The organism is Saccharospirillum impatiens DSM 12546, from assembly GCF_000423605.1.
GTDB classification, from domain to species: domain Bacteria; phylum Pseudomonadota; class Gammaproteobacteria; order Pseudomonadales; family Natronospirillaceae; genus Saccharospirillum; species Saccharospirillum impatiens.
The window spans coordinates 1-16460 of the sequence record NZ_AUIH01000027.1 but is presented as its reverse complement, the minus strand read 5'-3'; the positions used below and the strand labels follow the sequence as shown (position 1 = coordinate 16460).

The following is a 16460-nucleotide window of genomic DNA, read 5'->3' as shown; positions in this document are numbered from 1 at the left end:
GCAGCCAACAGCTTGGGGCGTTCGCCTTGGTGCACCTCTAAAACCCTCGCCTCCCGGCAACAGCTCGGAAACCCCATAATACTGCACCTGTGAAACGATTGTTTCAGGCTTACGCCGTTTTGAATGATTGTTCGGTCAACTGGCCTGCCCTTTGCAATATCCCTGTACCGGCTCAGACCAAACCATAAGCCATTCATAGGGGAACACCATGAACAAAGCATCTCTGCTTGCCAGCGTCGTTGCACTGCTCAGCGCCACTACGGTCTCTGCGACCGACATCAAATTTGCACTGGACTGGAAATTCGAAGGCCCGGCCGCACCCTACCTGATGGCCATGGACCGTGGCTATTACGAAGAGGAAGGCTTGAACGTCAGCATCGATACCGGCGCCGGTTCACTGGAAGCCATTCCCCGGGTTGCGTCTGGTACCTATCAACTGGGTTTTGCGGATATTAACTCACTGATCAAGTTCCGGGACCAGGACAGCGATGTGCCGGTTCAGGCGATCATGATGGTTTACGATGCGCCGCCGTTCGCCATTGTCGGCCGCAAAAGCCTGGGCGTAGAGGTACCTTCCGACCTTGAAGGCAGAACGCTGGGCGCCCCGGCTACCGACGGTGCTTTCGCCCAATGGCCAGCCTTTGTTCAGGTCAACGACCTTGATACCGACCAGATCACCATTGAGAACGTTGGCTTCCCGGTGCGCGAGCCCATGCTGGCCCAGGGTGACGTCGACGCCATTACCGGCTTCTCGTTTTCGTCCTACATCAACCTGAAATCCAAGGGCGTGGATGCCGACGACATCACCGTGATGCTGATGACCGACTATGGCCTGAAGCTCTACGGCAACGCCATCATCGTCAACCCGACTTTTGCCGAGGAAAACCCGGAAGCCGTGACTGCCTTTCTGCGCGCCACCATTCGCGGCTGGCGCGACACCATCGCCGACCCGGAAGCGGCGGTTGAATACGTACTGGCCCACAACAGCATTGCTCGCAAAGAGGTTGAACTGGAACGGCTGATCATGTCGATTGACGACAACATCCTGACCGATGCCGTTGTTGCCAATGGTATGGGCGATATCGACCCCGAGCGGATGCGCGAAGCCATCGATCAGATCGGCATTGCCTACAGTTTCAACAACAAACCCGAAGTTGACGACATCTTCACCGATGCCTATCTGCCCAGCGATGCGGAACGCATGCTGCAGTAAGTGTGAACCACCCCAAAAACGGGCGTTTCGGCGCCCGAACCTCTTTCAGGACAGGCCCGCAGTATGAGTGTGATTGACATCGAAGGCTTACGCCTCGGCTACGGCGGCATGGCCCCGGAGCAAATAGTGCTGGACGGCATCGACCTGCACATCGACAGCGGCGAATTCGCCGCCATTGTCGGCCCGAGTGGCTGTGGCAAGTCGACCTTTATGAAGTTGCTGTCCGGTTTGCTGACCCCTCAGGAAGGCCGCATCATGATCGATAATGAACCGGTCACCGGGCCGCGCAGCCAGGTCGGCATGGCGTTTCAGAACGCCATCATGCTGCCCTGGCGCACCACGCTCGACAACATACTGCTGCCGCTGGAAGTATCACCAGCGACCAAATCGGATTTTCGCAATCGCAAAGCCCAGTACCGCCGCCAGGCGGAAGACCTGTTAACCGCAGTCGGGCTGCAAGGCATGGGCAGCAAGTACCCCTGGGAACTTTCCGGCGGCATGCGCCAGCGCGCCTCCCTGTGCCGCGCCATGATTCACGAGCCGCCCCTGCTGTTGCTCGACGAACCCTTCGGCGCACTCGATGCCTTTACCAAGGAAGAGCTCTGGTTTGTGCTTCAAACCCTGCGCCAGCATCGTACCTTTACCGTGCTGATGGTCACTCACGACCTCACTGAAGCGGTGTATCTCTCCGATACTGTCTACGTGATGAGCGCCCGGCCCGGACGTATGCTGGTGCGCCAGAGCATCGATTTTGAGCGGCCCAGAGACCTTGATATCCGGTTTGAACCCGGCTTTGTCAGCCATGTGCATGATCTGCGCGAGCACATTCGCGGCACCCGTGCCCAGGCAGTTCAACAGCCAGCCGCAGGAGCCTCGCAATGACCGCAACGACACAGTCAACGCCGGCAAGCCAAACGCGCCGCCCCTCCCGACTGCGCCACTGGCTGGGCTGGTTTCGCCGCGAAGAGGCCATGTCGTTCTGGATCATCATCGGCTTTTTTGTGGTCTGGGAGGCGGCGTGTCATCTGTTTGCGCTGCCCGTCTACTTCCTGCCACCCCCGTCGGTGATCGCCCAGGCCGCCGTCGAATTTCAGCGCGCACTGGTGATCAATTCCATTCAAACGCTGTGGACCACCATGGCCGGGTTTGGCTTTGCCGTGGTGTTCGGGTTGGTTCTCGGCGTGGCGGTTGGCGGCTCTCGCCGACTCTACCGGGGGCTCTACCCGCTGATGGTGGGCTTCAACTCGGTTCCCAAAGTCGCCCTGGTCCCCATTCTGGTGCTTTGGTTTGGCATCGGTTCGGTGCCGGCCATCATCACCGCTTTTCTGATTTCGTTTTTCCCGATTGTGGTCAACGTCGCCACCGGCCTGGCCACCACCGAGCCGGAGATGGACGACATTTTACGTGCCCTGGGCGCCAGCAAGCTCGATCGCCTGCTGAAAGTGGGTTTACCCGGCGCCATGCCGCACTTTTTCGGGTCTCTCAAAGTCGCCATCACCCTGGCTTTCGTCGGTTCTGTGGTCTCCGAAACGGTGGCCGCCAACTCCGGACTCGGCCACATGATGTTAATGGCCCAGGCCAACTTTGAAGTGCCGCTGGTGTTCGCGGGCTTGCTGGCGCTGGCGATCGAAGGGGTGCTGATGTACGCCCTGTTCGTGATCATTGAAAAACGCATGACCGGCTGGGCGTTTCGCGCGCAAAGTGCGCAGCAATGATCGCCCCTAACTGACCAAGGTAGACGCCATGATCCACACCAAACGCACACTCGGTGGCGCCTGTGTTGCCCCTCACCACAGCGCGGCCCAGGCGGGACGGGATGTCCTGAACGAAGGCGGCAACGCCATTGAAGCCATGGTGGCCGCTGCAGCGGCCATTGCTGTGGTGTACCCGCATATGAACGCCCTGGGTGGTGATGGCTTCTGGCTGATCAAACCCGCCAACGGCACACCCATCGCGATTGATGCCTGCGGCCCGGCGGCTCAGGCGGCCGATATCGGTTTTTACACTCAAGACGGCGAAACCCACATTCCGAGCCGTGGCCCGCGTGCCGCGCTGACGGTCGCGGGCACCATTGGCGGCTGGCAGCAGGCCTTGAAGGTTGCCCACCAGCTCGGTGGCCATATGCCGGTTTCCCGGTTGCTGGCGCCCGCAGAACAGCATGCGCGGGACGGCATCGTGGTCAGTCAAAGCCAGGCCGCCCTGACTCGCGACAAATTCGATCAACTGGCGCACCAGCCGGGTTTTGCCGAGGTGTTTCTGAGCAACGGCCAGGCTCCGGCCGAAGGCAGTGTGCTGCGCCAGCCTGACCTGGCCAATACGCTCGCCCAACTGAGCCGGGCAGGCCTGGACGATTTTTACCGGGGTGATCTTGCCCGGACTCTGGCGCAGGGCCTGGAATCGCTCGGCAGCCCGGTACGCCGTGGCGACCTGGAGGGCTTTCGGGCACGCCTGGTCGAACCGCTGCATACCCGGCTGCGTGGCAGCACGCTGTACAACCTGCCACCACCGACTCAGGGCCTGGCCTCGCTGATCATTCTGGGGTTGTTCGATCGGCTGAACGTCACAAAAGACGAAAGCTTTGATCACCTGCACGGCCTGATCGAAGCGACCAAAGCCGCCTTTACGGTGCGCGATCTCGATTGCATCGACCCCGACTGGTTAACGGACTCGCCGCAACGCTGGCTCACGCCCGAGGCACTGGACGAACAAGTCAAAACGCTCTCAATGACCCGCGCCCGCCCCTGGCCCAACCCGACTCAACCCGGTGACACCGTCTGGCTGGGCTGTATCGACAAGGCTGGCAATGCGGTTAGCTTTATTCAAAGCGTCTACTGGGAGTTCGGTTCGGGCGTGGTGGTGCCGGGCACCGGTGTCACCTGGCAAAACCGAGGTACCAGCTTTTCACTCGACCCGGCCTCGCGCAACGCGCTCAGCCCGGGCCGCCGCCCCTTTCACACCCTGAACCCGGCACTGGCCGAGTTCGACGATGGCCGCACCATGGTGTACGGCACCATGGGTGGCGAAGGCCAGCCGCAAACCCAGGCCGCCATTTTCAGTCGATACGCGATGTTCGGGCAATCATTGCAGCAAGCCGTAACAGCACCACGCTGGCTGCTGGGCCGAACCTGGGGCGACACCGACACCCGCCTGAAACTGGAAAACCGGTTTGACCCGGCACTGGTAGACCAACTGCGCAACGCCGGACACGACGTCGAAGTACTCGATGAAGCTTTCAGCGACACCCTGGGCCACGCCGGTGCCCTGGTGCACCGGCCCGACGACGTGATTGAAGGGGCGGCGGACCCCAGAGCCGATGGTCTGGTGGCTACGTTATAGCTCCAGTGTCGGAGTTCGGAGTGCAACTGGGGTGGCTTTGGCCCGCACCGGCTACCGGGTATGTCCCTGTGGGGTCGGCGTGAATCCGTCCATGGAGCCTAGGCCGCAACATCCATGTTGCGGACTCCCCCACAGGAACATACCTGGCAGCCGCTGCTAGTCATTCAGCGAACTCCAAAACCCAATTTACAGCTGGCCCTTAATCGTTAAGAGGAACCTGCCATGCAACGTTGTAGCGCTATTATTACTGAAGACCCCGTTCATGCGGCGCCCACTCACCCGGGACCCCTGACCGGTCTGCGTTTCGCGGTTAAAGACGTGATGGATGTGGCCGGTACCACCATGGGCATGGGCCACCCCCTGTGGGCCAGCACCCACCCCGTCGCTGACCAACATGCCGCCTGCATCAGCCAGTGCCTGGCACAGGGCGCCGAACTGATTGGCAAAACCCAGACCGACGAGCTCACCTACAGCCTGGCGGGCAACAACCACCATTACGGCATCGCCCCGAACCCGGTGGTGCCGGATGCCACCCCGGGTGGCTCGTCCAGCGGTTCAGCCTCGGCCGTGGCTCAGGGCCTGGTTGATTTCGCCATTGGCACCGATACCGGCGGCTCAATCCGCATTCCTGCCAGCTATTGCGGGCTGTACGGGTTGCGCCCCAGTCATGGCGCCGTCAGCCGGGACGGTGTGAGCAGCCTGGCACCGCAGTTCGATACCGTCGGCTGGTTAACTCAGCGCGCGGATATTCTGATGGCCGTGGGCGATGCGCTGTTACCCCAAACCGACACCCCGATTCCAAGCCAGGTGGCCCTGCTCAGCGATGGCGTGGAACTGGTTGATTCCATCATGGCGCACAAGGCTCGCGGTGCCATTCGTTCACTGGGCTTGCCGGTATCGCGGTCCATCTCGATCGGTTCGCTGGAGAGTTACCGGCGGGTGTTTCAGGTGGTGCAAGCCTATGAAGCCTGGCAAACACACGGTGCATGGATAACAGCAAACACACCTGCGTTTGGGCCTGGCGTTGCAGAGCGCTTTGAAGCCGCTGCAAAAATCACCGCAGAGGAAGCCCAAGCCGCCCAGGCTAACCTCAATGGACTGCGCCAGCGCGTTCGCGATTTGATCGGCGACGATACCATTTGGTGCATGCCCACCGTGCCAGCCTCAGCCCTGCCCATTGCTGCACCCGCTGAAGAGGTCGACTATATTCGCGGACAAACCCTGTGTCTGACCGCCGTGGCGGGTGTGGCTGGCTTACCGCAAGTGTCATTGCCCTGGCTACGCGATGCCCGCGGCCCGGTCGGCTTTTCGCTGATCGGCCCTCCCGGCAGTGACCGTCACCTGCTGCGACTGGCCCGTAATCTGGCGTTCGCCAGTCACCAGCGTAATGCGTCGGGGCCAGTGCCAGCTGTTTAATCACGCAGTTACGTCCTGGAATGCAAATTCCTGAATTCGCTGAATGACTAGCAGCGGCTGCCTGGGGTGTCCTTGTGGGGTAGTCCGCAGCAGGGACTAAAACGCCGGGAGCGTTTTAGCATGAGCGCAGCGAGCCCGAAGGGTGAATCCCATGGATGGGATTCATATCCTGCGGCCTAGGCTCCATGGATGGATTGAGTGGGCGGCATTCCGCCCGACCCCGCAAGGACACCCCAGGCAGCCGCTGCGGGCCAATGCCTCTAATTCAAACCCGACTCAAATCATTACTTGACCTTCCCATGACTGGAAGGTCTAGCCTGTGTCTCATACATCCTGGTGCACGATGCATCCTGAAGGAGAGACCATGAGCCAAGCACACACCAACACCGTGGAATTGCTCGACCCGGTCTGTGGTATGACCGTATCGCCCGAGACCGCCAAGCATCACAGCGAGCACGATGGCCACGACTTTTATTTCTGCGGCGCCGGCTGCAAAACCAAATTTGATAATGACCCCGAAACTTATGAGACCGCCAAAGACCCGGTCTGCGGCATGACCGTGCAGCGCGACCGCCCCAAAGGCATGGCTCGGCACGAGGGCAAGGCCCACTATTTCTGCTCGGAGCGTTGCCAGCACAAGTTCGAGGAAGACCCGGAACGCTTCCTCGACCCGAGCGAAGCGCCCGAACCCATGCCCGAAGGCACTCAGTACACCTGCCCGATGGACCCGGAAATCGTACAGGATGGCCCTGGCACCTGCCCGAAATGCGGCATGGCGCTGGAGCCGATGACGCCCTCCCTGGAAGACACCGGCCCCAGCCCGGAGTTAATCGACTTTACCCGTCGTTTCTGGATCAGCGTGGTCGCCGCAGTGCCCTTGCTGCTGATCACCATGGGCCCGATGCTCGGACTGCCGTTTCGCAGTTGGCTGGGGGAAGGCCCCGCCATCTGGCTGGAACTGATACTCGCCACCCCGGTGGTGCTATGGGCCGCCCAGCCCTTTTTCGTGCGCGGCTGGAGTTCCATCGTCAACCGCAGCCCCAACATGTGGACGCTGATCAGCCTGGGGGTGGGCGCTGCCTTTGCCTATAGCCTGGTCGCCACGCTAATACCCGGCGTGTTTCCGGATGCCTTCCGCATGGAATCGGGCCATGTCCCGGTGTATTTCGAAGCCGCTGCCGTCATCGTCGCGCTGGTCTTTCTCGGCCAGGTACTGGAACTGAAAGCCCGCGAACGCACCGGCTCGGCCATTCGCGCCCTGCTTGATCTGGCGCCCAAAACCGCCGTGCGCATTAACGACAACGGCGACGACGAGGAAATTGAGCTCGACCAGGTGCAAAGCGGTGACCGCTTGCGGGTCAAACCCGGCAGCGGCATCCCGGTCGATGGGGTGGTTGCCGAAGGACAGTCGTCGGTGGATGAATCCCTGATCAGCGGTGAACCGGTTCCGGTGGAAAAAACCAAAGGCGATCAGCTGACCGGCGGCACCCTGAACAAGCAGGGCACACTGATCATGACCGCCGAGCGCGTCGGATCAGAGACCGTGCTGTCACAGATCGTCGCCATGGTGGCCCAGGCACAGCGCTCTCGCGCGCCGATTCAGGGCCTGGCCGATCGGGTGGCAAGCTATTTCGTGCCCACGGTTGTACTCGTCTCCATTGTCGCGTTCGTCATCTGGTCGCTGGTCGGACCTGACCCGGCCATGGTTTACGCCATTGTTGCCGCCGTCTCCGTGCTGATCATCGCCTGCCCCTGTGCCCTCGGGCTGGCAACGCCCATGTCGATCATGACCGCCACCGGTCACGGTGCCCAATCGGGTGTGCTGATCAAAGATGCCGAAGCACTGGAGCGGTTTGCCAAGGTCGATACCCTGATCGTCGATAAAACCGGCACCCTGACCGAAGGCAAACCCAAAGTCACCGACCTGGTCGCCTTGAACGACCTGAACGAAACCACCCTGCTCGGCTGGATCGGCAGTCTGGAACGCAGCTCCGAACACCCGCTGGCCGAAGCCATAGTAGCCGAAGCCAAGCAACGGGAAGCCACACTGCAGGAACCCGAGACCTTCGATTCAGTCACCGGCCAGGGCATTGTCGGGCGAGTCGATGGGCACGACCTGTTAATGGGCAATGCCGCCCTGTTCGACGACAAAGGCATCGGTTTATCGGACGTTGAAGAACAAGCCGATGCAATGCGCAAAGACGCCAAAACAGTGATGTACCTCGGGGTCGACGGCAAACTGGCCGGCTTGATCGCGGTACAGGACCCAATCAAGAAAACCACGGTCAACGCCATTCGCGCCCTGCAGGCACAAGGCATGCGCGTGGTCATGGCCACCGGCGACAACGCTACCACCGCCAAAGCCGTCGCAGCCGAACTGAACATCGACGAAGTTCGCGCCGGAGTCTCACCTGAAGGCAAGCAAAAACTGGTGGAAGAACTGCGCGAACAAGGCGCAATCGTGGCCATGGCTGGCGATGGCGTCAACGACGCCCCGGCACTGGCCGCCGCCGATGTCGGCATAGCCATGGGCACCGGCGCCGATGTGGCGATGGAAAGCGCGGGCATCACCCTGGTTAAAGGTGACCTGAACGGCATCGTGCGCGCACGCACCCTGGCCCGGGGCACACTGCGCAACATCAAACAGAACCTGTTCTTCGCGTTTGTGTACAACAGCCTGGGGGTGCCAGTAGCCGCCGGTCTGTTTTACCCGATCTTCGGCGCCTTGCTGTCGCCGATGATCGCCGCTGCAGCCATGAGCCTGTCGTCAGTCTCGGTAATTGGCAATGCGTTGCGGCTGCGCACACTTAAGCTGGATGCTGCGCTGGATCGGGATAAGACCTGACCGAGGGCCGGTCACCGGGTAATCTTTGTGTATGGCGCCTTGCCCGGCAGACCGGATCGTTTGAGGATAACGGCATGAACCCTGAAACCGTCATTAAGCAGACCCCAGATACCAGGCGTGTAAACAGCCTGAGTACCCGGTTGTCTGCAAACGGATGGTTTCAGTTCCTGCTCATTGCCCTTCTGCTGGTCAGTTGGGGTCTCACCGGTGCGCACAATGCCCTCATGGCAACACCACCGACTGACTCCCTGACCGGGGTGAATGCCACCGATATCGCAGCGCATCATGCCGCCATGGCCCTACACCACAACGGAGTCGCCAGTGCGCCCGGTGACCCTTCCCTGCCTCACGTTCATGACCTGTGTGCTGATCACTGCCTGAGCGTTATGTTGCCTGCAAACAGCCTTACGATGCACTCGCGTGAGGTGACACTGACCCCTGAAATACAGCCCGCTCACTGGCAACCCTGGCGGGCTGACCTGACACCCCCGCCCCCGAAACCCGGTATGTTTGCCACTCTGTCCTGAACGCCTTGTGTTTATGGTGATCGCCAGCCGCAACTGTCGCAGAAGCGCAGTATTGCGTGGTCACCACTGTCGATGCCACAAGGCCAATGATCGGTACACATTAACGGAAAACGACCATGAAAAATCAGTCAACCAGAATACGAACTGCACCCTACACAATCCGCTTCAGCGCTCTGAAGACGGCCACAGCGCTGGCACTGAGTACACTGGTACTCTCGGCTTGCTCCATGCCCATGCACTCAACCATGGCGGACGGCGAACAAGGTGCCATGGGTGGCTCGCAAATGTCCGGAATGAGCGCCATGAGCAACAACCCCTTCACCGCCGCCAATGCCCGCATGATGCAGGACATGCACAACAACCCACCCAGCGGTGATGTTGACTACGATTTTGTGGTCGGCATGATTCCTCATCATCAGGGTGCGGTGGATATGTCGACGATACTGCTCGAATCCGGACAGGCCGATGCGGAACTGGCTGAACTGGCCAATGAGATCATAACGGCGCAAAGCGATGAGATGGCCTTTATGGAAACCTGGCTGAGAGACAACCCGGAACCCCAGCCCGACGCCAGAGCCGCTGAGATCATTCGGGCCTATCAGGCCTCCATGATGACGATGATGGGCGGCATGCACGGCGAGCGCGATGCGGACATCAATACTCGCTTTGTCACCGGCATGATCCCACATCACCAGGCGGCCATCGAAATGGCTGAGGTTGTGCTGGAATACAGCGATGACACCCAGCTGCGTACTATGGCTCAGGCCGTGGTGCGCGAACAAAACCGGGAAATCAGTGAAATGCGGGACTGGCTGAGCCGCCAGTAAGTCGCAACCGGCCCCGAACGCCTTGCTTTCGGGGCCACTTTGCCTGACGTACGATCATTAATCTGCGGATAACCCCCGACTGGCGCGTTCGCGCTCCAGCCAGAGCTGATAAATCTCATCCGACCAGTAGCTTTGAAAACTGGCGATTACCTCGACAATCCCGGCCTCACTCAGCGTATCGCCCCAGGCGGGCATGACGCCGCCAAGCGGTTCGCCACCCTCCTCTATGACCATCGACAACACCGCCAGCGGGTGATGCCAGGCGTGTGCGCTGCCGTTGAGCGGTGGTGGCGGATAATGGCCATTGGCATCGAGCGTTCGCCAGTTGGGAGTCGCTTCGGCATTGGCGCCATGACAAGCCGCACAATACTGCCCAAAGGTTTCCCGGCCCCGCTCAACTTGCGCACGCGTGTACCAGCGGCCGGTTCCGGGTTTGGCGTCCAGTGTCACCTCGGCCAAACCCTGGCCGGATGCCGCTGAACCCTTGGCAACTTCGGGCTCACTGGCGGTATCGCAACCCAGCAGACCGAGCGTCACTGTCAATAACGTGAGTTTTTTCATGCCCACTATTCTAAAGTCGATACACTGAAAGTGACAGCGGGTGAAAACGCCCAATCAAGTGCCGGTTAACCCGACCCCTTTAACGCACGCGAACCACCCCAACCGTCTTGTAATGGTAAACACTGGAGAACTGCTTATGTCTGACGTAACTCTGACCAACCCGGGCCTGGGGACTTACCGGTTAAAGGAAGAAGTCGCTTATCAGGCAGTCAGCACAGCGCTTGAGCTCGGCTATCGGACCATCGATACCGCGCAGATGTATGACAACGAGGCGGCTGTCGGCAAGGCCATTGCCGATAGCCCGGTCAGTCGTGATGAGGTGTTTGTGACCACCAAGGTCTGGGTCGACCAGCTCAGCCGGGATACCTTCCGGCGCAGTGTCGAGCAGAGCCTGGCGCGTCTGAACATGGCACAGGTCGACCTGCTGCTGATTCACTGGCCCGCACCCGAAGGGGATGTGCCCATGGCAGATTACCTGGGTGAGCTAAAAGCCGCCCAGGATGACGGCCTGACCCGCCACATCGGGGTATCCAATTTCACCATTGCCCAGATTGACGAAGCCCTGAAGATACTCGGCCCCGGCAGCCTGTTGACCAACCAGGTGGAGATTCACCCCTACCTGCCCAATCGCAAACTGGTCGAACACTGCCAGCAACGTGACATCCTGGTCACCGGCTACATGCCGCTGGCCGTCGGCCGCGTCAACGATGACCCGGTATTGAATGCCATTGCCGAGAACAAGGGGGTCAAGCCGGCTCAGGTTGCGCTGGCCTGGATCAAGCAGCGGGGCATCATCACCATACCGTCATCGACCCGGCGCGAACATCTGCAAAGCAACCTGGCGGCGATGGACCTGGAGCTAACCGTCTCAGAGTCGTCGCGCATCGACACCCTGGGCTACGATTTAAGACTGGCCAACCCGAGTTTTGCGCCAGAGTGGGATTTGGATTGAACGTAAGCCAACTGACCAGAGCTGAACGTGGGCAACGGTGGGTGCCCGAGTGATCCTCGGTCGTTCACTTGCTCACTTTTCACCAGCAGTTTACTAAAGAGCCAGCAACCCCGTTCACAACGATCCTGACGCAGGTATACTGGCCCTTTAGCTCCCCTGTACATCCATACTCGAACCTCAATTACTGAGACTACGCTGAGCGAACACGGGGGTAGCCTGGCAATTCACCAACAATAGGCAGTATATGGCTAAGCAGTCCCGCACACCCAAAAACACCAAAAGTTTCGAGCAACACCTCTGGGATACGGCCGACAAACTGCGGGGCAGCGTTGAGTCTTCCGAGTACAAACACGTTGTACTGAGCCTGATCTTTCTGAAATTCGTCAGCGATACCTTCGAGGCACGTCGCCAGGTGCTGATCGATGAAGGCAAGGGCGGCTACCTCGACATGGTCGAGTTCTACACCATGAAGAACGTGTTCTACCTGCCAGAACCTGCCCGCTGGTCTCACATTCAAAAGCACGCCAAGCAAGGCGACATCGCCCTGAAAATTGATACCGCGCTGGCCACAGTCGAGAAAACCAACCCGTCCTTACGCGGTGCCCTGCCTGACAACTATTTCTCTCGTCTCGGGCTCGACAGCAGCAAGCTCGCGGCTCTGATTGACTCGATCGATAACATCGACACCGTGGCAGACAAAGAACAGGACGTCGTTGGCCGGGTGTACGAGTACTTCCTGGGGAAATTTGCCGCGACGGAAGGCAAAGGCGGCGGCGAGTTCTACACCCCCAAATGCGTGGTCAACCTGATCGCCGAAATGATCGAGCCCTTCCAGGGTAAAATATACGACCCCTGCTGCGGCTCGGGCGGCATGTTTGTGCAATCCATCAAGTTTGTGGAAAGTCACCAGGGCAGCACCAAAGACATATCCATATACGGCCAGGAGCAGACCGGGGCCACCTATAAACTGGCCAAAATGAACCTCGCCATTCGCGGCATTGCCAGCAACCTGGGCGACGTACCCGCCGACACCTTCTTCAAAGACCAGCACCCGGACCTGAAAGCCGACTTCATTCTGGCCAACCCACCGTTCAACCTCGACCAGTGGCGCGCCGCCGATGAGCTGACCGACGACCCGCGCTGGGCCGGCTACGAGGTACCCCCGGTCGGCAACGCCAACTACGCCTGGATACTGCACATGATGTCGAAGCTCAGCGAAACCGGTGTGGCCGGTTTTGTACTGGCCAACGGATCTATGAGCACCAACACCAAGGGCGAAGGCGCCATTCGCCAGAAAATGATCGAAAACGACCTGGTCGATTGCATGATCGCCCTGCCCGGCCAATTGTTCTACACCACCCAGATCCCGGTCTGCCTGTGGTTTATGACCAAAAACAAAAAAGCCCAGACCATCGCCGGCCACACCGACAGCAACCACCGCAATCGCGAAGGCGAAACCCTGTTCATCGATGCCCGCAACATCGGGAGCATGATCGACCGCACCCACAAAGAACTGACCGCAGACGACATTGCCCACATCGCCCGCACCTACCACGCCTGGCGCGGAGAAGCCAAAGACGGTAGCTATGAAGATATCCCAGGTTTCTGCAAAGCGGCCACGCTGGACGAGATTAAAGCCAACGACTACGTATTAACCCCCGGGCGCTACGTGGGTGCGGCGGCCATTGAAGACGATGGCATTCCCTTCGAAGAAAAGATGACGGAACTGAGCCAGATGTTGTATCGCCAGATGGCGGAGGCGGAGAAATTAGATTCGGTGATTCGTCGGAATTTGGAGGGGTTAGGTTATGGAGAGTGAGTGGCAAACAACCACATTAGGCGAAATTTCTATGCATGGAGGTCATGGGTTTGTTGATGGACCTTTTGGGTCTAATCTTCCTGCATCTTCATACACTATTACAGGCGTACCTGTAATACGAGGAAGCAACTTATCGCGCGGTATAGAACGGTTTAATTCACGAGAGTTTGTTTATGTTTCTGAAGAAACGGCTCGTCGGCTATCAAGAAGTCTATGCAAGGCCGGTGATATCATTTTCACAAAAAAAGGAACGCTTGGACAGACAGGGTTTATTCCATTAAAAGACGAGTCCGAATATTTACTATCCTCAAACCAAATGAAACTTACAGTGGATACTAATTCTGCAATACCATTGTTCGTCTACTACTTGGTTTCGTCTACAGCTAGTGTCAATAAAATACTTAAAGACTCAGAATCTACTGGTGTACCAAAAATCAACTTAGCTTATTTAAAGAACTTTCCTATAAAAATACCTGATCTAGTAGTGCAAAAGAAAATCGCTCAAATACTTGGGTCTCTCGATGAAAAAATCGAATTAAACCGCAAGATCAACTCCACCCTAGAGTCAATAGCACAAGCACTCTTCAAAAGCTGGTTTGTAGATTTCGACCCAGTGATCGACAACGCACTTGCCGCTGGCAGCCCCATTCCCGATGAGTTAAAAACCAAAGCCGACGCAAGGGCAGCGATGGGCGATCAACGCAAACCCTTGCCCGAATCTATTCGCCAACATTTCCCCAACCGTTTTGAGTTTACGGACGAAATGGGATGGGTGCCTGAGGGATGGGCCATTCGTTCGATGGAGGAAATAACAGAATTCATAAAGAGAGGAATTTCACCGACGTACACCGATGAGGGCGGCGTTCGTGTTCTGAACCAAAAATGTGTGCGAAATCACGTTATTAACTTTGAACTGGCGCGAAGAAATGATCCATGTAAAAAAAAGGTCGATGGCCGGGAGCTAAACACTGGGGATGTAGTTATTAACTCCACAGGAGTAGGCACGTTGGGCAGAGTGGCACAAGTGACCTCACTTACTGAAACAACCGTTGTAGATTCACATGTAACGGTACTTCGTCCAAACCCCAATATTTATCGTCCTTTTACTTTTGGAAGGCTTATTTTTTCTATCGAGTCAACTATTGAGGCGATGGGAGAGGGCAGCACAGGGCAAACTGAACTAAGCAGAAAGGTACTTCAAGATCTCAAAGTCCTCACCCCTCAAGATAACTGTCGTAACCTGATTGAAAGCGAGTTAAACCAAATCGCATGTAAAATCGATAAAAATCTGGAACAAATCAACGCCTTATCTAAAGTCAGAGACACGCTCCTCCCCAAACTCCTCTCCGGCGAACTACATATCCCCGATGCCCAAGCCGCCGTCGAAGACGCATTAGCAGAAGCATGATACGCCTGCACTGCACAAAAAAACTGATCGCCAAACTGCCGCTGGATAAGGTGGGTCACTTGGTTGCAAGCAAGCCTACTCCCATTGCTGCCAACGATGAACCAGAAAGCCCGCTGAGTGGCTGGCACGCGAATCTCATCACCTTGCAACGTCGCCAGTGCGTGCTGTTCGTTCACGATGCCACCCGCTTTCCCGTCTTTGTTCCGTGCCTGACCAAACCGGATTTCTCCGAGCTGGAGCATCACTTCATCGACGGTTTTATCAACACCTTACTGAAAGTAGGGGTCAGTGAACGCCAGTTGGAAAACGCGCAGCATTCCCTGGCGGCGTTTTGCTGCGACAGCCAGTGCAACCGCTCGGTACAGGGCACGATGAATCACATGTCACAAGACCTAGAGCATTGGCTCTGGTACGACCGCGCCTCAGTGGCCGACCTGGCACCCTACCGCACCAGCGCCTGGCTTGCAGACCGGCCTTGCACGGTGAACCGGGGTAAAGCCGTTATCTGGCCGGTCAAAGCAATGCTGGCGTTGCTGGATGATGCGTATGAAGCCTCTTGAGAGCCGTAAAGCCCGAGAACCGTCAATATCGATCAAGGAAGCCGACTATGACTGATAGCCCCGAACCGACTGGCGAGTTCATTCTCTATACCACTGAAGATGGCTCAACCCGCGTTGAATGCCGCTTTGAGGATGAGACCCTTTGGCTTAGCCAGGCACTCATGGCACAGCTGTTCGACACAACGCCCCAGAACATTACCTTGCACCTGAAGTCCCTCTTTGAGGAGGGTGAGCTGATAGAGGCGGCAACTTGTAAGGAATACTTACAAGTTCGGCAAGAAGGCAGCAGGCAGGTTCAACGGCAGGTCAAGCACTATAGCCTCGACGCTATCTTGGCCGTGGGCTTTCGTGTTCGGTCACCCCGGGGCGTCCAGTTCCGCCGGTGGGCCAATAGCCGATTGCAGGAATACCTGATCAAAGGCTTTGTCATGGATGACGAGCGACTCCGAAACCCGCCTGTACCGGGTGCGAGCCAGGTGCCCGACTATTTCGACGAATTACTGGAACGCATTCGGGATATTCGGGCCAGTGAACGCCGCATGTATCTGCGGGTTCGCGAGATATTCATGCTGGCGGCTGACTATGAACCTTCGGCCCGGGAGACCACTCAGTTCTTCCGTATTATTCAGAACAAGCTGCATTTCGCCGCCTCGGGGAAAACCGCAGCAGAGCTGTAAGCGATCCACAAACCACATCTGAAAAAGCTCAGCCTAATGCGATAGCGTAGCCTTCGTTCATTCAACGGAGACTATCATGAGTAAAAGCACTCTGACCCCCAAGCAAGCGTATTACCTGAAACAGCTCCAAGACGCCGAGACCAATGGTCAGTCCATCAAAGCACTGGCCGAACAATTGAGCATCCGTATCGAAGCGCTTTACAACTACCGGTATACCCTGCGCAAAAAGGGATGGCTTGCACCGGTCGAGCATTCTACACGTCGCCAGGCAAGCACGAACTCGTCCTTTGTCACGGTGCCAACCGCAACGTCAATGGGT

General features: G+C 58.1%; 15 protein-coding genes. 14 read left to right on the top strand and 1 reads right to left on the bottom strand.

The features are described from left to right. Positions 1-208: 208 nt before the first annotated feature. From G565_RS0113820 to G565_RS26085, 8 genes are all read left to right on the top strand, one after another. Positions 209-1213, top strand: coding sequence for an ABC transporter substrate-binding protein (locus tag G565_RS0113820; RefSeq protein ID WP_028671444.1), 1005 nt, complete (start codon positions 209-211; stop codon positions 1211-1213). Between the two features lie 63 nt (positions 1214-1276). Continuing rightward, positions 1277-2095, top strand: a complete 819-nt coding sequence (locus G565_RS0113815; protein WP_028671443.1) for an ABC transporter ATP-binding protein — start codon at positions 1277-1279, stop codon at positions 2093-2095. Then, positions 2092-2928: an ABC transporter permease gene (locus G565_RS24200; RefSeq protein WP_084649392.1), complete on the top strand. Its 837-nt coding sequence runs from the start codon at positions 2092-2094 to the stop codon at positions 2926-2928. The genes G565_RS0113815 and G565_RS24200 overlap by 4 nt, the downstream gene beginning before the upstream one ends. 28 nt (positions 2929-2956) lie before the next feature. Next, positions 2957-4549, top strand: coding sequence for a gamma-glutamyltransferase family protein (locus tag G565_RS0113805; protein ID WP_028671442.1), 1593 nt, complete (start codon positions 2957-2959; stop codon positions 4547-4549). 222 nt (positions 4550-4771) lie between these two features. Beyond that, positions 4772-5965 carry an amidase gene (locus G565_RS0113800; protein ID WP_051207915.1) on the top strand — a complete coding sequence of 398 codons (1194 nt, stop codon included), beginning with the start codon at positions 4772-4774 and terminating at the stop codon, positions 5963-5965. 364 nt (positions 5966-6329) lie between these two features. Then, a complete protein-coding gene (locus tag G565_RS24195; protein WP_245584186.1) occupies positions 6330-8810 on the top strand; it encodes a heavy metal translocating P-type ATPase in 2481 nt (826 codons plus the stop codon). Positions 8811-8884: 74 nt separating this feature from the next. After that, positions 8885-9337, top strand: coding sequence for a hypothetical protein (locus tag G565_RS0113790; RefSeq protein ID WP_028671440.1), 453 nt, complete (start codon positions 8885-8887; stop codon positions 9335-9337). A gap of 116 nt (positions 9338-9453) precedes the next feature. Then, complete coding sequence (locus G565_RS26085) at positions 9454-10164, top strand: DUF305 domain-containing protein (protein ID WP_051207914.1); 711 nt, start codon at positions 9454-9456, stop codon at positions 10162-10164. Positions 10165-10221: 57 nt separating this feature from the next. Here G565_RS26085 and G565_RS0113780 read toward each other — a convergent pair whose 3' ends face one another. Beyond that, positions 10222-10725 carry a c-type cytochrome gene (locus G565_RS0113780; RefSeq protein ID WP_037339317.1) on the bottom strand — a complete coding sequence of 168 codons (504 nt, stop codon included), beginning with the start codon at positions 10723-10725 and terminating at the stop codon, positions 10222-10224. Between the two features lie 136 nt (positions 10726-10861). Here G565_RS0113780 and dkgB point away from each other — a divergent pair, with 136 nt between their 5' ends. The 6 genes from dkgB to G565_RS24170 form a co-directional block, all read left to right on the top strand. Further along, on the top strand, positions 10862-11677 hold the full coding sequence (gene dkgB, locus G565_RS0113775) for a 2,5-didehydrogluconate reductase DkgB (RefSeq protein ID WP_028671438.1): 816 nt from the start codon (positions 10862-10864) through the stop codon (positions 11675-11677). Positions 11678-11921: 244 nt separating this feature from the next. Next, positions 11922-13496 carry a type I restriction-modification system subunit M gene (locus tag G565_RS0113770; protein ID WP_028671437.1) on the top strand — a complete coding sequence of 525 codons (1575 nt, stop codon included), beginning with the start codon at positions 11922-11924 and terminating at the stop codon, positions 13494-13496. Continuing rightward, positions 13486-14904 (top strand): restriction endonuclease subunit S, encoded by a 1419-nt coding sequence (locus G565_RS24185; RefSeq protein ID WP_084649391.1) that lies wholly within the window; start codon positions 13486-13488, stop codon positions 14902-14904. Before G565_RS0113770 ends, G565_RS24185 begins: the two co-directional genes overlap by 11 nt. Then, on the top strand, positions 14901-15464 hold the full coding sequence (locus tag G565_RS24180) for a DUF6933 domain-containing protein (protein WP_037339314.1): 564 nt from the start codon (positions 14901-14903) through the stop codon (positions 15462-15464). The genes G565_RS24185 and G565_RS24180 overlap by 4 nt, the downstream gene beginning before the upstream one ends. A 47-nt stretch (positions 15465-15511) precedes the next feature. Further along, positions 15512-16141 (top strand): RhuM family protein, encoded by a 630-nt coding sequence (gene rhuM / locus G565_RS24175; RefSeq protein WP_037339337.1) that lies wholly within the window; start codon positions 15512-15514, stop codon positions 16139-16141. 76 nt (positions 16142-16217) lie between these two features. Beyond that, on the top strand, positions 16218-16460 hold a 243-nt coding region (locus G565_RS24170), incomplete at its 3' end, for a hypothetical protein (RefSeq protein WP_037339311.1).

Coding starts and splice junctions, on each gene's coding strand:
- G565_RS26085 (WP_051207914.1), top strand. CDS start 9,454: ATGAAAAATCAGTCAACCAGAATACGAACTGCACCCTACACAATCCGC.
- G565_RS0113800 (WP_051207915.1), top strand. CDS start 4,772: ATGCAACGTTGTAGCGCTATTATTACTGAAGACCCCGTTCATGCGGCG.
- G565_RS0113815 (WP_028671443.1), top strand. CDS start 1,277: ATGAGTGTGATTGACATCGAAGGCTTACGCCTCGGCTACGGCGGCATG.
- dkgB (WP_028671438.1), top strand. CDS start 10,862: ATGTCTGACGTAACTCTGACCAACCCGGGCCTGGGGACTTACCGGTTA.
- G565_RS0113770 (WP_028671437.1), top strand. CDS start 11,922: ATGGCTAAGCAGTCCCGCACACCCAAAAACACCAAAAGTTTCGAGCAA.
- G565_RS24185 (WP_084649391.1), top strand. CDS start 13,486: ATGGAGAGTGAGTGGCAAACAACCACATTAGGCGAAATTTCTATGCAT.
- G565_RS0113805 (WP_028671442.1), top strand. CDS start 2,957: ATGATCCACACCAAACGCACACTCGGTGGCGCCTGTGTTGCCCCTCAC.
- G565_RS0113820 (WP_028671444.1), top strand. CDS start 209: ATGAACAAAGCATCTCTGCTTGCCAGCGTCGTTGCACTGCTCAGCGCC.
- G565_RS0113780 (WP_037339317.1), bottom strand. CDS start 10,725: ATGAAAAAACTCACGTTATTGACAGTGACGCTCGGTCTGCTGGGTTGC.
- G565_RS0113790 (WP_028671440.1), top strand. CDS start 8,885: ATGAACCCTGAAACCGTCATTAAGCAGACCCCAGATACCAGGCGTGTA.
- G565_RS24200 (WP_084649392.1), top strand. CDS start 2,092: ATGACCGCAACGACACAGTCAACGCCGGCAAGCCAAACGCGCCGCCCC.
- G565_RS24195 (WP_245584186.1), top strand. CDS start 6,330: ATGAGCCAAGCACACACCAACACCGTGGAATTGCTCGACCCGGTCTGT.
- rhuM (WP_037339337.1), top strand. CDS start 15,512: ATGACTGATAGCCCCGAACCGACTGGCGAGTTCATTCTCTATACCACT.
- G565_RS24180 (WP_037339314.1), top strand. CDS start 14,901: ATGATACGCCTGCACTGCACAAAAAAACTGATCGCCAAACTGCCGCTG.